17 protein-coding genes are annotated in these 14,608 nt (G+C 63.2%); all 17 read right to left on the bottom strand.

All coding sequences use genetic code 11. The features are described 5' to 3' along the window. Positions 1-5 precede the first annotated feature (5 nt). Positions 6-2,129, bottom strand: coding sequence for an EscV/YscV/HrcV family type III secretion system export apparatus protein (locus PCO31010_RS08550; protein ID WP_150663874.1), 2,124 nt, complete (start codon positions 2,127-2,129; stop codon positions 6-8). After that, complete coding sequence (locus tag PCO31010_RS08545) at positions 2,129-3,274, bottom strand: HrpJ domain-containing protein (RefSeq protein ID WP_150663873.1); 1,146 nt, start codon at positions 3,272-3,274, stop codon at positions 2,129-2,131. The genes PCO31010_RS08550 and PCO31010_RS08545 overlap by 1 nt, the downstream gene beginning before the upstream one ends. Beyond that, positions 3,261-5,333 carry a type III secretion system outer membrane ring subunit SctC gene (gene sctC, locus PCO31010_RS08540; protein ID WP_150663872.1) on the bottom strand — a complete coding sequence of 691 codons (2,073 nt, stop codon included), beginning with the start codon at positions 5,331-5,333 and terminating at the stop codon, positions 3,261-3,263. Before sctC ends, PCO31010_RS08545 begins: the two co-directional genes overlap by 14 nt. Next, positions 5,330-6,112, bottom strand: a complete 783-nt coding sequence (locus PCO31010_RS08535) for a helix-turn-helix domain-containing protein (RefSeq protein WP_217426148.1) — start codon at positions 6,110-6,112, stop codon at positions 5,330-5,332. The genes sctC and PCO31010_RS08535 overlap by 4 nt, the downstream gene beginning before the upstream one ends. An 82-nt stretch (positions 6,113-6,194) precedes the next feature. Next, on the bottom strand, positions 6,195-6,479 hold the full coding sequence (locus PCO31010_RS08530; protein ID WP_150663871.1) for a hypothetical protein: 285 nt from the start codon (positions 6,477-6,479) through the stop codon (positions 6,195-6,197). Continuing rightward, complete coding sequence (locus PCO31010_RS08525) at positions 6,466-7,122, bottom strand: hypothetical protein (protein WP_150663870.1); 657 nt, start codon at positions 7,120-7,122, stop codon at positions 6,466-6,468. The genes PCO31010_RS08530 and PCO31010_RS08525 overlap by 14 nt, the downstream gene beginning before the upstream one ends. Before the next feature lie 10 nt (positions 7,123-7,132). Next, positions 7,133-7,747 (bottom strand): type III secretion apparatus protein OrgA/MxiK, encoded by a 615-nt coding sequence (locus tag PCO31010_RS08520; RefSeq protein ID WP_150663869.1) that lies wholly within the window; start codon positions 7,745-7,747, stop codon positions 7,133-7,135. Continuing rightward, positions 7,744-8,493 (bottom strand): EscJ/YscJ/HrcJ family type III secretion inner membrane ring protein, encoded by a 750-nt coding sequence (locus PCO31010_RS08515; protein ID WP_150663868.1) that lies wholly within the window; start codon positions 8,491-8,493, stop codon positions 7,744-7,746. The genes PCO31010_RS08520 and PCO31010_RS08515 overlap by 4 nt, the downstream gene beginning before the upstream one ends. Beyond that, complete coding sequence (gene sctI / locus PCO31010_RS08510) at positions 8,493-8,795, bottom strand: type III secretion system inner rod subunit SctI (RefSeq protein WP_150663867.1); 303 nt, start codon at positions 8,793-8,795, stop codon at positions 8,493-8,495. The genes PCO31010_RS08515 and sctI overlap by 1 nt, the downstream gene beginning before the upstream one ends. 63 nt (positions 8,796-8,858) lie before the next feature. Further along, positions 8,859-9,119, bottom strand: a complete 261-nt coding sequence (sctF, locus tag PCO31010_RS08505) for a type III secretion system needle filament subunit SctF (protein ID WP_150663866.1) — start codon at positions 9,117-9,119, stop codon at positions 8,859-8,861. A gap of 25 nt (positions 9,120-9,144) precedes the next feature. Next, positions 9,145-10,353, bottom strand: coding sequence for a PrgH/EprH family type III secretion apparatus protein (locus tag PCO31010_RS08500; protein WP_174984519.1), 1,209 nt, complete (start codon positions 10,351-10,353; stop codon positions 9,145-9,147). 176 nt (positions 10,354-10,529) lie between these two features. Then, positions 10,530-11,276 (bottom strand): tetratricopeptide repeat protein, encoded by a 747-nt coding sequence (locus PCO31010_RS08495; protein WP_150663864.1) that lies wholly within the window; start codon positions 11,274-11,276, stop codon positions 10,530-10,532. Between the two features lie 100 nt (positions 11,277-11,376). Further along, positions 11,377-11,799, bottom strand: a complete 423-nt coding sequence (locus tag PCO31010_RS08490; RefSeq protein WP_150664193.1) for a DsrE family protein — start codon at positions 11,797-11,799, stop codon at positions 11,377-11,379. Positions 11,800-11,887: 88 nt separating this feature from the next. Then, positions 11,888-12,298, bottom strand: coding sequence for a hypothetical protein (locus PCO31010_RS08485; protein ID WP_150663863.1), 411 nt, complete (start codon positions 12,296-12,298; stop codon positions 11,888-11,890). A gap of 182 nt (positions 12,299-12,480) precedes the next feature. Continuing rightward, on the bottom strand, positions 12,481-12,921 hold the full coding sequence (gene queD, locus PCO31010_RS08480; RefSeq protein ID WP_411829204.1) for a 6-carboxytetrahydropterin synthase QueD: 441 nt from the start codon (positions 12,919-12,921) through the stop codon (positions 12,481-12,483). A gap of 12 nt (positions 12,922-12,933) precedes the next feature. Next, the gene (gene queE, locus PCO31010_RS08475) at positions 12,934-13,569 is read right to left on the bottom strand and encodes a 7-carboxy-7-deazaguanine synthase (RefSeq protein WP_046290355.1); all 636 of its coding nucleotides are present in this window, start codon (positions 13,567-13,569) and stop codon (positions 12,934-12,936) included. Between the two features lie 26 nt (positions 13,570-13,595). Beyond that, complete coding sequence (gene queC / locus PCO31010_RS08470) at positions 13,596-14,336, bottom strand: 7-cyano-7-deazaguanine synthase QueC (RefSeq protein WP_150663862.1); 741 nt, start codon at positions 14,334-14,336, stop codon at positions 13,596-13,598. Positions 14,337-14,608: the final 272 nt, after the last annotated feature.

Genomic DNA, 14,608 nt, shown 5'->3' with positions numbered 1-14,608 from the left:
CACTCTCAGATCGTGCTGATCACGTTGACGGACACACCGTCGACCAGCTCGCCGAAAGACAACACTTCCAGATCGCGAAAGCGCGTTTCCGCCAGCTTCTTCACGAAGCGTCGTACGTCGACCGACGCCAGCAGCACCAGGTCCTTGTGGGGCCGCCCGGACGCGTCGAGCGCGAGTGCTACGCGGTCGAGCAGCGCCTCGGCGTCCTTCGGGTCCATATTGACGAACGCGCCACCGGCTGTCTGCCGGATCGAACGGCGCACACTCTCCTCGATCTCCGCGGAAAGCATCACGACGCGCAACTCACCGCTGCGCAGAAACTTGTTGCAGATGTAGCGGCCCAGCGCGCCGCGCACGTGCTCGACAAGATTCAGCACATCCTTCTCACGTGGGGCCCACATGGCGAGGACTTCCATCACGAGCTTCATGTTGCGCACGGAGATCCGCTCCATGACAAGACGTTGCAGAATCTCGGAGACCCGCTGTAATGCCACGTGCCGCAGCACCTCCTTGACCAGATCCGGGTAATGCTGCTCGACCAGATCGAGCATCTTCTTCGTCTCCTGAATGCCGAAGAACTCGTTCACGTGTCGCGTGAGCAGAACCGCCATCCCTTGATACAACTCGTCAGCTGGCGGATGCGTGAGGTGTCGCATCGCAGCGAGCGCCTCGCCCTGCGCAGGCGTCACCCACGCGCAACGGCCGCGCTCGGGACCGGAGAAGACCGGGTCGTATTGCAGGGCCGCGATTTCGCCTGTGTAGGCGTCCACGCGCACGCGATCGTAGAAAATGACAAACTCGTCGGCACGCACTTCGTTGATATAGACAGCGGCGCGCGCTTCGCCGAGCGACGACGAGCCCTGCAAGAGGATCTCCGGAAGGTGCACGCCGAAGTCGGTGAAGAACTGACTGCGGACCCGCTCCGTGAAGCCTGCCGCTTCGAACGACGGCAGTTCCGCAGACGGAATCACGATGGCCAGCGGCGCTGTCGACGGCGCGACGCTGTCGAGGTTGTCGATCGACATGAGCGAGCTGTCCGCTTTCGCATTGGGATGTGCCTTTCCGGGCTTGCCCGCCTTGCCTGCGGCACCATCGCCCGGCTTGGCGCTCTTGTCGCTCTTGTCACCCTTGCCCGCCTTCGTCGCGTTGCCCGAATGCCCCGCCGCAGCGGTGTCCGGCTTTGCGAAGTAGCAAGCCAGCGCAAGCAGACAAGCCAGCAGAGAAAAGGTCGGAAACGGAAAGCCCGGCAGCGTGCCGATGATCAGCGTGAGGAGCGCCGTCGCACCCAGCACGAAGCGGTTGCCCATCAACTGGCTGACGATCGTACGCCCCATATTGTCGGCTTCGCCGTTCACACGCGTGACGACAAAGCCCGCCGACACCGAGATGAGCAGCGCCGGAATCTGCGCGACGAGACCGTCGCCGATGGTCAGCGTGGTGTAGGTCTCCAGTGCGCCACCCAACTCCATGCCGCGCTGCGTCATGCCAACAATGATGCCGCCGATGAGATTGACGAAGATGATGACGATGCCCGCAATCGCATCGCCCTTGACGAATTTCATCGCGCCATCGAACGATCCGTACAACTGACTCTCGCGCTCCAGCACACTGCGACGCTCGCGGGCGCCGTCGTTATCGAGGGTGCCCGCCTTCACGTCGGCATCGATACTCATCTGTTTGCCCGGCATGCCGTCGAGCGAAAAGCGGGCAGCGACTTCGGCCACGCGCTCGGAACCCTTGGCGATCACGATGAACTGCACGATGGTGACGATGGCAAACACCACGAACCCGACCGCCAGGCTGTCGCCGATGACGAACTGGCCGAACGAATCGATGATTTTTCCCGCGTCGGCATCGATGAGAATCAGGCGCGTGGTGCTGATCGACAACGCCAGCCGAAACAGCGTCGTGATGAGCAGCATCGAAGGGAACGACGAGAAGTTCAGAATCCGCTCGATGTGAAACGCGCCGAGGAAAAGCAGCACGGAAATCGCAATGTTCACGCCGATGAGAAAGTCGACCAGATAGGTCGGCAACGGGATCACCAGCATGGCGATCACGCACGACATCAGAATCAGAATGACGACCTCGGGACGACCCCGCAGTTCGCTCAGTAACGCTGCGGGCATTACGCGCTCCGGCGATGTCGCGACACGGGGTCGGACGCACGATCGCTGCGCTCGCGGCGGTATGCCGCGTCGGCGAGATCGCGCAAGCCGTCGAGCAGCACGTCGCGCGCCTGCTGCGTCTGCAACGGCTCGCCCGGCAACTCGCTGCAAGCCCGGTACAGCAGTCCGATCAGTCGACCGTGCGCGCCGTTGTCCTGCAGCAATGCGGCGGGTCCTGCGACTGCGCTCATGCACTCGTCGAGCGCGCGAGGGTCGGTCAGAATCGCGAGCACGAAATGCAGCCAGTCTTCTTCGTTGGAATTGAAGGGTTTGGCAAACGGACTGGTGCTGACCCGTTGCACGAACGTGCGCTCGCACGTGCGCAGGCGCTTCAGGACGCTCAGGCGTTGCGTCGGTGAAAGCGCCTCCGCCTCTGTGCTACTCGGGTCGAGCGAGCGCATGTCGTCGACAAACGCCTCTTCGATGAAATTGAGCACCTGCTCGCGTCGCGTATAGCCGAATCGGGAGATCCACGACTGGTAGATATCGATGTCGGGCGTCTCGGCGTCGTTGATCAGAAACTCACGATATGCCGCGCGCAACATACGCGGGCCGAACTCAAGCGGCATCTGCTTCGCGCTCAGGCGTGCTTTGATCGCGCAATGAATGCCTGCCTTGCGCTCGCGGATCTCCTTGCGGGGCGCGTCCTGCGCAAGCTGGATCGCTTCGGTCAGGGCTTGCTGTTGGGCGCTGTCGAGCGATTCACGCTGCGTGTCGAGCGCCTGAAGGGCGAGCCATCGGTCGGTGACGTCGTCGAAGGCGTCTTTCAGCAGTCGGTTCAACCCTTCGGCCGTGACCCACGACGCGCCGAGAATCGCCAGGATCTTGTTCGGCGCGTCCTCTTCGAGAATGTAGTCGTAACTCTGCGCCATGCCGCGATTCTCTTCCTTGCGCATCGTGCGCAGCCGGAACTGCGCCATGACGGACGACATTTCGTCGGCGGACTCCAGTGTCCTTCGGATGTCGGCGACCGGCCCCCCCGAGAGAATCCGCTGGGGGCCGTCGTCATCGTCGTGCGAGCGCGCTGCCCGTTGCCGTCCCTGCGACGTGGCGGAAGTCTGCGAGATTGACGACGATGACGGCTGAATAGCATTAAGACTGGCCACGGTCGGCTCCCGTGTTAGGAATGACGGACTCGGTGCGCGTGTTCTGTTCCGCGCTCGTGTCGGTCGGGGGTTGGGAAGGGGATGCGCCCGGCGCTTCGCGTGCGTCGGCAGCTTGGTCTGCACGCGCCGGATCGAGCCCGGTCGTTGCGCGAATGTCCTTCGACACCCCGTCGATGGGATAAGGCAACGTCGCCACGGTGTCGCCCGCGATATCGCTGGCGTCGTGCTGAAGCGGGCCGTCGATCTCACGGGGTTGAATCAGGAAAACGCGCACCTCGTTGTTCTGGGCCTTGCTCGTATAGCGAAACGCACGGCCGATCCACGGAATATCGCCGAGCAGCGGGATTTTCTTCTCGACGGTGTCGCCGCCGTCTCGCGTATAGCCGCCGATGAGCAGACTCTTGCCCTGGGGCACACGCGCAATGGTGCTGATGCGTGTGCGGGATACCGTCGGCAGCACGGTGTATTTGCTATCGGCATCGCTCTCCTTGCCGGGCGCACTCGTGCCGTCTTCGATGTTGAGCGTCATTTCGATTTCGTCGCGCCCGGCAAAGCGCGGCCAGACGCTGATCATCGTTCCGTAGGTCACACTGCGCAGATCCGTAGTGCGCTCGCCTTCGAGCGGCACGTAGAACGTCTGGCTACCGTCGAACATCGCAGGGATGTTCTCCTGCGTCAGGATCACGGGACGCGACACCACGGTCGCCTGTCCACGCGTGGCGATCGCCTGAATCTTCGCCAGAAAGCGCACGCCGTCGAGCGTACTGACCGGCGCCGTCGCGTTGAGCAACACGCCCACGTGAGACCCGATGGCGACACCGCCCGACCAGTCCACGCCCAGCGAATCGAGCGCTTCCTTGCGCACATCGATGATCCATAGCGACAACTCGATATGACGACGTGGCGCATCAAGGCGCGAGACAAGGCGCTCGATGCGCTCGACCTGTTCGGCCGTGCCGCGCACCAACAGGCTATTTCCCGCCGGATACGCCTGCACGATAAGCTGGCCGCGCCCGCCCTCGCCAACGCCACCGGGGCGCGCGGGGGGCAAGAGCGGCGATGCGGCACTGAGCGCTGCGGGCGGGGAAGTTGTGTCGGCTTTAGGGCCCGGCGGCAATAGCGGTGCGGGAACACCCCGTGTGTCCTGAGGTGAGAGGGGTAACTGCGTCGACGGCGGTAGCAGGCCGCCCAGGCTACCCGCGCCTCCCCGGGCGGTCTCCACCAGCTCCTTGATCACGGACTCCATCCCGGGGATGACGATCTTCTCGTCGCGCATTTGATAGGTGCGATCGGACACGAAGCCGTTTTCCATGCGCACCACCCCGATCCGGTCGGGTCCGGCGGCCGGAACGTCGTTGACCGTCGTGCGATCGATCGAGCGCGACGCTGCGAGCACGAGATCGACAAAGACCGGCGGACCGGAAACGTAGAACACCTTGCGACTCGCCTCGCCGCGTATCGGGTAACGTCGGTCGTAAAGCCCCGCACTGCGCAGATACGACACGAGATCGGACAGCGTCGTGTGCGTCATGGAGACGGTTGCATTGCGGATCTCGGACGCGTCGTAGATGAAGATCGATTGCCCGTCGTGATACCAGATGAGGCCCAGCCGGTTCGCCATCGATTCCAGCAGCGCACGGGCGTTGTTCAAGTCGAAATCGCCGGAAACCTGCTTCTTCGCGGCCAGATTGCTGACAATGACCGGACGGCCGAGATACGGCGATAGCGCCGCGAAGAACACACGCAGATTGTCATTGCGTGCCACGTAGCCACCCGATGCGCCAGCCCCTTGCGCTACCTGTGCCACCGGCGTCGGTACGGCAGCGACGGCTTGCAACTCCTGCGCCGCCTGCTCCGGATTGGGCGCACGCTCACGCACGGGTTCCGGCGTCTGCGGTTGCGTCTGTGCTTGCGGCTCGATCACGGCCGGGGGTGCCGACGCTGGCGAAGCACCGTCGAGCGCGCCTGCCGAGGACAACGCCGTCGCCCACGAGGCGACGGCAACGTTCGAAGCGCCTGCGGCGAGCATCGCGCAGACGACGTAGTGCGTCTTCTTCATCGGGCCAACGTTCGCAACGCGCCTGCGGCACTGGTCGGCGACATCCCGATCAGTTCCTTGATCTCCGTGGAGAAATGCGACGACGACGCATAGCCGTTGCGCAGCGCGATCTCCGTGAAGCTGTCGTTCCCCTGGGCGACTTCAAGCATCGAGCGCGCCATGCGCCAATCGCGCAACGCGATCTTCGCGGATTCCCCCAGTGCGCCACGGCACAGTCGCCGAAAGTGCGAGTACGACACGCCGTACTTGGTGCACATGTGACGCAACGTGCCGCCGGCGGGTGCGCGCGTCAGCAGAAAGCGGATCAGGTCGTACGATTCGCAACGGCGCAGCACGTCGAGCATCGTGCGAAAGCCCTCGCCCGGCGCAGCCATCTGACTCAGGAACCACAACTCGCACTGCCGACGGTCGGCCCACGGTGTCTCAACCGGCACCCGATGCAGCGCAGGCACGGCGCAGCGCCGGTAGTGGTCGTCCGAGTCGTTGCCCATCGCGTGCGCCTCGTCCATGAACGCCAGCAGCTTGACCAGCACGTTGCAGTGCAGCCGTTGGTAGTGCAGCGTGCCGCCTCTGACCAGCAGCGTGCCTTTGCCGTGCATCAGCAATCCGCAATACCCGGGGCTCAGCTCCAGTCGCGTCGGCCCCACGTTGCCGGTCGGTTGCAGCTCCAGCAACAGGCTTCGGGTGGACGGCGGCGAACACACGAACCACACGCCGCCGCATGCCAGCGCGCACGATTGGTTTTCGCACAGCGCTTGCGCTTCTTCCATGATCTTCATGCTTCTCATCGACCACCTCACTTCCCGTCGAAGCTCGACGGTTCTTCCGTTTCACTATTCCGTGGCATGTGCCGCCGGCGCGTCACATGTCGCCAATTTCCTCGGCTTGCTCCTGGCTTCTTTCGAACGACGCCAGCCATAGCTGACGTATGAACAACGCTCGCCATTCGTTGGGCGGGTCCGCATCCTTGTCGTCCTCGTGCGTACCGACGTCGGACGACGGCGCATCGATGTCCGACACGGGCGGCTGCCCCTGCGACGCCATTTGCATGCCGCGTACGCGCTCGGCGAGCGACATCGGTATCGGCTCGTTGCCAACGTCTGCGGACATCGGTGAGATCGTCGAGACGCCTTCAACAGTGTTCATCGTCGCCTCCTGTCTGAGTCAAGTCCGTCGCCAGCGCGGCGACGTGCTCACCGAGCGACCTGAGCGCGGGTGCCAGCATCGCGTGCAAGTCCGCTTTCGATGCGTTCGGATCGATGTCCAGCGCCGCCTCAGCCCGTGCGACGTAGTCGTGCGGGTCGTACTCGATCACAGTGCTTCCCCGGTGCACGGAGATGCGCTCGTCCGTCGCCCTGAATTCGAGATTGAGCGGTGCAGGGCACACGGCTTCCACCCGCGCACGAATGTCGTCGCGACGAGGCTTGAGCCGCACCGGCAACGCAATCGTCACGGGTACGTCGGACGGCACGTCGGCGAAAGTGCGAAGCGCGTCGTCGAGCGCGGCGAGCAGTGCCTCCGGATGGCGCGACGCGCACGTCAGCAAGCCGCGCACCTGTTCGATCATTTCGCCGCGCCAGCGCAGGCACATCTGCTCGGTGCGCATCAGATGTGCCACCACGTCTTCGAGCGCCATGGCCATACCGTCGCGATACCCGGCGTGCGTCGCACGCGCTCGTTGCCCCGCCATCGTGTGCTGCGTCTCTGCGACACGCCGCTTCGCCCACCGACGAATGTCGTCGTCGACGCGTTCGGTCAGCGTCCCGCGGACCAACTCCTCGCGGCTCACGACGACACCGTCAATGACGCGTGTCTGGGGGGGAATAGGGATGCTTCTTGGCATATTGCAGAGCCGTCACGAAAAGTCGCACGTCACGCGCGTCGGGCATGTCGGCGGCGCAAGAGTCGAGGGGGGGAAACAGCAATGGCAAACGCTGACGAAGCGGTTCACGAAGCGATGCACTCAACGCCATGAGCCGCACAAACCCTTCCCCGAGCAATTCGCTGTGCGACGGCGGCGCCGCCACGGCGGACGGCATCGCATCGAGCACCGGCAACCGGGCGTATGCATAGGCCCACCGGGGCAATCCGAGCAGCGCAGCGCGACGACACAGACTCGCCTTGTGCACCTGACATCCCATCAGATAGGCCACCTGCGGCAACAGTCGCCAGTTGAGTACCCAAGGCCGCTCGACGATGCCGATCTGATCGAACGGCCAGTGCCTGTCGAGCCGAAATCCGGCCATGAGCATTTCGTTGATCACGGCTCGCTGACGCGGCAACGAGAACTGCACCGGATAAGTAAAGCGCGCCGGATGGATGTACGACACCGGGTCGAACATCATCGTGCGCCAGCTCACGGCAATCGGACTCGGCGACTCGTGCAGGTCGGGTGTCGGGTACAAGGCCATCATCGGCCCTCCGGCACTTGCGCGACGTCACGGCGTCGCGGCCACCTTGTGCGCGCTCTCAGCGCCGCAGCGAGCCCCGCGCAAGCCAGCACGCCGACCACCAGAAGCGGCCAGAGCGGGCGGCCTTCGTTCGTTCGCTTCTCGACGGGCAACGACGGACCCGCACTGAGCGAGACCGGCTGCCGCGAGAGCACGACGGAGATGTTCTCGTAGCGCACATCGTCGAAGCTGTTCTTGAGAAATCGTCGGATGTCGTTGATCAGCGCCGTCGCATCGAAGTCGTTCCGATATACGACGACAGCAGAAATATGTGGACTGGACATCGGTGCGTTACCCGCTTGCGCGTCCACGTCATAACTCACGTGCACGCGCGCCGCGAGTACGCCGCTCATCAATCGGACGGACTGCTCCAGCCGCTGCTCGATCGCGGAGTACAGACGCGCCCGCTCGGCGCGGGGCGACGCCACGAGCGAATCGGGCGGGAACATCTGGGCGATTTCCATACGGGGACGCGACGGCAAGTCGTACGTCTTGAGCCAGTCCACCGCTTGTGGAAAATCGGCAGCGTCGACAGAAATCGAATAACCCGCCTTTCCCCCGTCGGTCTTCTGCGTCGCGATGTCGTGACGCAGAAGGACGGCAGCCACTTCATTGGCCTGCTGCTGGTCGAGCGCGCTGAGCAGCGTCTCGGCTTTGCGGCATCCCGTGAGTGCCAGCACGGCGACGAGGAGAAAGACGTAGCGACGCATTACCGAAGCAGCGCCTCAACGGCCGCTACCGATTTACGCGCGAGCGAACTCGCCATGCCGACATCGATGCCGTAGACGGCCAGCCGATTTTGCAAGTCCATCGCGCTCTCCGAATTGCTGGGATCGAAGCGCGACACAGCTGCCGTGATGCCTGCGCGGTCCGCTTCGAAATCGGCGGACAGATTGGCCACCGCGTTCATGAAACGCGACTCCAGTGTCTGGCCTGCAGCGGGATCGGTCGCAGACACCGATGCGTGGGAGTCCAGCGAGCGGACCGATAAGAGCGAAGGATCAAGTAGCATGGCAGCCTCGTTCGATATAGCGGTGAACGCATGAGCGTTCGATGACACGCGATGACGCGTGCCTCAGTACTTGGAGATGACCCCTTGCACCGTGTCCTTCAGTGTCTTGACGGTGCCTGACTGTGCGGCGCGCATCGTCGTGTAGGCGGCCATCGCCGCCTGAAACTCGGCCATACCCTCCGATTCGGTCGGCTTGCTCTTGATCTTGTCGATCGCCTCGTCCATGCGCTTCTTCAAGGCCGACGTCGGTCCGTTGAATTCCTTCGACGTCTGCTCAAGGTAAGTCAGATCTTCGCTCCTGATTCCCGGAATGCTTCCAGTCATGGTTTTTCCAAGCTCCTGTGCGGCATTACTGCCGGTTAATAAATCGCCACTGATGTGGTCCGTCCTTCACATAAGCGGCCGGACCGTACGCATACGATTGCTTTGCCGTCCAGTCGTCGCGAAGGTCGACGTTGAAGTGCACCAGACGCTTGCCCCATCGCTTCTCGAAGGTCTGCATAAAGCCGTAGAGACGGCGCAGCTGGACATCATCGAGTTCCGTGCTGATGTGGAACGTCACGCCTTCCGGCGTATCGGTGCGCAGGAACGGGACCATCTGACGTTTGAGCGCGTCCTCGGCTTCGCCGTTGGCTTCGGTTTCGTCATGCAGCGTGATGTTCACGCGATGGGCATAGGGAATCCGCTCCAGCAGGGCCTGGCGGAACTGCGCCATCTCCACGTCGGACAACCCCTTCTGCTTGCGATTGATCCATAGCTCCGGCACGGCCGGGTCGTCGAGCGAGAGCTTGAAATACAGCACCTCGGTGCGCGATGTATCGATCCACTGCGTGATGCGCGCGTTCTCTTCGTCGAGTGCGACGAGCACCAGCTTTTCCCGCTTCATGACCTCTGCGCCGAGCGCGCGCGCCAATGCGTTACGCGCGGCGCCGTCTTCCGTAAGCACGTAGAGATGGCCATCGTTGCCGGGCAGCACGATGGCGCGACCGCCGAGCGATTCGAGATATTCCGATATGCTCTGCGCCTGACGTTGCGGCTCCGAGCGCCAGTAGAAGAACGCGCTTGCGACGAGCAGCACGACGACAACGCACGACCAGAACGCTCGCTGCCAGCGGCGGCGCGTACGCGACGGGCTTACCTCGTCGTCGGGCCGCGTGTGGGCGCACAAGCTGCGCTGCACCTCGTCGGACCACGCCGCATCGATGCGCTTCACGCCCACGCGAACATCGCCGATGCGGGCGATCTGCGAGGCGTCGATAGCGACTTCCGCACCGGCACCTTCACTGAGTACGCGCACGAACAGTCCATCGCGCCCGGCGTCGTCGACCAGCACTTCGAAGTTGTCGCCACCTTCGCCATCCATCGGCACATAGATGGCGTTGGGCGGCATTTCCGTCTGCCAGCCGCGATCGAAAGCGGGATCGCTGGGGCCAATGACGAAGAGCGTCACCCCGGGCGGCAGCGCGAATTCGCAGCCGCGCATCGGGCCAGTCAGCAGACGCAGCACCGCCCCTTGGGGGATGTCGTCGATCTCGTCGGTTCGGAGGTCTGATTCCATCATCTCTTCGCGGGCAAGCGATACCGGACTGTCAGTCGACGTCGGCGGTGTTCGTCGTTCGCGCTCCTCAACAATGAATTCGTTGAGGCTGAGAATACCGACCCGGGATCAGCGATTCATGATGGGATTCTTCGCATCCGGGAGATGCGTGATCAGGATTTCAAGAGTCCGCTGCGCTATCGCACGGCTGGCGCAGGCTGAGTGGGCAGAACGGATGATGGGCGTTGCGCGCGTTCACGGTTCATGGCCTCGAGCTTGCCCTGCGCGGCGACGTCGCCCTGTGCAGCGGCCTTCTCGTACCACAGGCGTGCGCGCTCGGGATCGGGCGTCACAACGCCGTAGCCGCGCTCGTAATAGCTCGCCACGATGTATTGCGACGGCAGGTCGCCGCCGCGCGCCGCCTTCTCGTACCAGGTGAAGGCGGTCTTGTAGTCCTTGGGCACGCCCCGCCCGATGAAGTACTCGTTGGCAATGGCCGCCTGCGCCTGCACATGGCCCTGCTTCGCTGCTTTCTCGTACCAGAGGTTGGCCTGAGGAATCGATTTATTCACAACGTAGCCGTCGTCGAACATCTTGCCGTAGACGTATTGCGCCTGCGTCATGCCCGCGTTGGCGGCACGTTCCAGCCATTGCACAGCGCCGTTGGGATCGGCCGTCACCCCTTCGCCGTTGAGCAGCATCATCGCGTAGTCGAACTGCGCGAGGCGATTGCCCTGCTCGGCGGCACGGCGAAACGCGTCGAGCGCCTGCGTTTGCTGGCCCGCCTCGTACTGATGCACGGCCTGGTCGGTGAGGGCCTGCGCCGGCGCCTGTGCGGCGGCGACCGCGTAGGGGACCGGGGCGCACGCAACGCCTGCAAGCACGATGACGGCACCGGCAAACACGCGGCGCAGGGCGAAAGACGTCGGGACGGCACGGGTCATGGCACACCTCCGGGAACGGACGTACGCCTATTGTGCGCCAAACAAAAAGCCCCGGCTTAAACCGGGGCTTCGGGGTGAGACCGCTGTCGCGCTATCGTGCTTACGGCTTGATGTAGGAATAGCCCTTTTGCTGCAAGCGCGTTAGTTCGACCACGCCGGACGGCGTGAAGTCCGCGTCCAGCACGAACTGATCCTTCTTCAGATTGCGCTGCTTGAGCGTGATTTCGCACACCTCGAACTTGACGCCGCGTGCATGCAGCGCCGAGATCAGCGGCCCGACGGTCGCCGCATCCTTGTAACTCTCCATCAGAAAATCGACACCCTGCGAATGCGCGACGACCACGATCTTGGTGTCCGGCACCGTGTCCAGCTGGTTGCGGATGTTGCGCAAGCCTGCGAGCGCCTGATGCTCGGCGTCGTTGATGTGATACACGACCTTGTCTTCCGCAAAGGCCGACGTAGCCGGTACAGCAAAAACAGTGAACAGGAATGCGGTCAGCAGGCCGCGCAGCAATGTCTTGATCATGAGAGTCCCCCTTCGCGATATCGGGTGTTGGCGATTGACGTTATAGATGCGAGTTACGTGTAACCAGCCGCATCATAGCGCGATGTCACACATCGGAGCGGGGATGACCTGCGTCGAGATAGCGGGAGATGGTGGACCGATCGTCGTCCAGCGGTGGCGCAGACGGCCTGACAAAGTGGCTTTGCCAGGCATCCTCTGCCGAGTAGGCGGGCGGCGGGCCGGGTGGCAGCACCTCGGGCACTTGGCCCGGTAGCGCATACGGTGGCGGCGGATCGCCGTACGGACGCACGCCAGTGAGGTCGTTGCGAAACCCGTCATATCCGGGACATACCGCGTTCAATGCCGAGGCAGGCGGAGCCGTCACGCTCAACCGGTTCGCCGCCCGAGAGAACGACGACGTATCGAATCCCGAATCGAGGCGGCGAACCGAACACAGACGGACATCCGTCTCCGAGTCTCCGGCAACGAAATTGCAGGCGCCGGGAATACTTACCATAGTGTTTGCTCTCACCATCGCTTCTCCGAAAAATAAAAAACCCGCCAGATCCAGTATCTGGCGGGTTTCGACTTTCGGTCATGCTTTCACCCGCAGCCGTCGCGATTGCGGGTGAAGTATCGGTTCTGTGACATCTCGGGCCTCATCCCAGAGGATAACGGCCGATTCGCGCAAGCCGTAGCTCAGGCGGTCACTTCCGACCAGCAGTTCGGCGTCTCGTACAGACGCAGACGCACCAGACGCAGGTCGCGACCGTAATGCGCATCGAACACATGGCTCAGCTTGTCGAATGCGGCAGCGGCGAGATTCTCGACAGTCGGCACGCGGTCGAACACCACGGTCTTGTGGTCGGGCATCGTCTCAAGGAAAGTCCGCACGGCCGTGTCGCCTTCATAGACGAGGAACGCGTGGTCCCACACCGAGACCAGATGCTCGTTGGCGAGCGCCTTCACGTCGGCAAAGTCCATCACCATGCCGTTGTCGGACGCACCGCTCTCACGGCTCACTTCACCGGCGAGCGTGATCTCCAGCACATAGCGATGCCCGTGCAGGTTGCGGCACTGGCTTCGGTGATCGGGAATGCGGTGGCCCGCATCGAATTCGAGTTTCCGGGTAATCGTAATCACAGCAACGGCTCAGGGAATATTCAGGTATTTGTGCGTCTGCATCGACAACGACCAGCGCGGGTGCGACTTGCAATAGTCGATCGCCAGCTTGGTATTCGTGTCCCGCAACGGGCCATCCATCGGTTGCAGATAGAAGTGCGTGAAGTCGAGCGCTTCGTAATCGGCCAGACGCTGACGATCCTGCGGCACCACCACCTTCAGTTCGTCGCCACGCGTGACGATCAGTTCGGCATCTGCCTTCGGGCTCACGCACACCCAGTCAATGCCTTCGGGAATCGCTTGCGTGCCATTGGTTTCCACGGCAATGCGAAAACCCTCGGCATGCAGCGCAGCGATCAGCGGGGCGTCGAGCTGAAGCAGGGGCTCGCCGCCGGTGCACACGATGAAGCGGTGCGCGCGATCGTCCTGCGGCCACAGCGCGACGACCTGTGCGACGAGGTCGGCCGGCGTACGGTACTTGCCGCCGTTCTCGCCATCGGTGCCGACGAAGTCCGTATCGCAGAACTGGCAGACGGCATCGGCACGGTCCTCTTCGCGCCCGGTCCACAGGTTGCAGCCTGCAAACCGGCAGAACACGGCCGGGCGCCCGGCGTTCGCGCCCTCACCCTGCAATGTGTAGAAGATTTCCTTTACCGCGTACGTCATGATGCTCTCGATTCGACTATGAAGAATCAGACCGCCTGGCGACCCTGATTCTGGTTATCGCGCGCCCGCCACTGCTCGTAGCCGCGCTGACGCAACTGGCACGCCGGGCATTCGCCACATCCGTAGCCCCACGGGTGCAGCACGCTGCGCTCGCCCAGATAGCACGTGTGCGTGTCTTCTCGCACGGTCTCGACGAGCACGTTGCCGCCCAGATCCTGCGCCATCTGCCACGTGTCGGCCTTGTCGATCCACATCAGCGGTGTCTCGACGATGAAGCGCTGGTCCATGCCCAGATTGAGCGCGACCTGAAGCGCCTTCATGGTGTCGTCGCGGCAATCGGGGTAGCCCGAGAAATCCGTCTCGCACATACCGCCGACGAGTACCCGCAAACCTCGGCGATACGCAATGGTCGCACCAATCGTCAGAAACAGCAGATTTCGTCCCGGCACGAAGGTATTCGGCAGATTGTTCGCCGCCATCGCAATCGTGGTTTCGCGCGTGAGCGAGGTCTCGCTGATCTGACCGAGAATCGACAGGTCGATCATGTGATCGTCGCCCAGTCGCGGCGCCCACTGCGGAAAACGTTCGCGGAGCTTGGCCAGCACGTCGGTGCGGCACTCCAGCTCGACGCTATGGCGCTGGCCGTAATCGAAACCCAGCGTCTCGACGCGCGCGTAGCGCGAGAGCGCCCACGCGAGGCAGGTGGTCGAATCCTGTCCACCGGAGAACAGAACCAGAGCGGAATCGGTGCTTGTCGTCATGATCATGCGCTAGCAGTATCGCCCTTGCCGTCGGAGCATCGAGGCATCGCGACAGCGGGGGCCGGGGCACGCGCTTGCGGCTGCCATCGAAGATCGGACCTTTCGGACATTCGGGACGTACGGACATCGCTATCTCGAACGTCCCCGGACCTTCCGGGCAACCCGCGTGCGGGAGTTGTCACGCGATTTTGAACCGCGTTGCCCCGCGCAGCTATCGCCGGGCCGTTATACCCATCATCGGGCAGCGTTTTCGGTCAAACGCAAAAAGGGCTTGCGAT

The sequence above is a fragment of the Pandoraea commovens genome (assembly GCF_902459615.1).
GTDB lineage: Bacteria > Pseudomonadota > Gammaproteobacteria > Burkholderiales > Burkholderiaceae > Pandoraea > Pandoraea commovens.
This window is presented reverse-complemented; position numbering and strand designations above follow the sequence as displayed.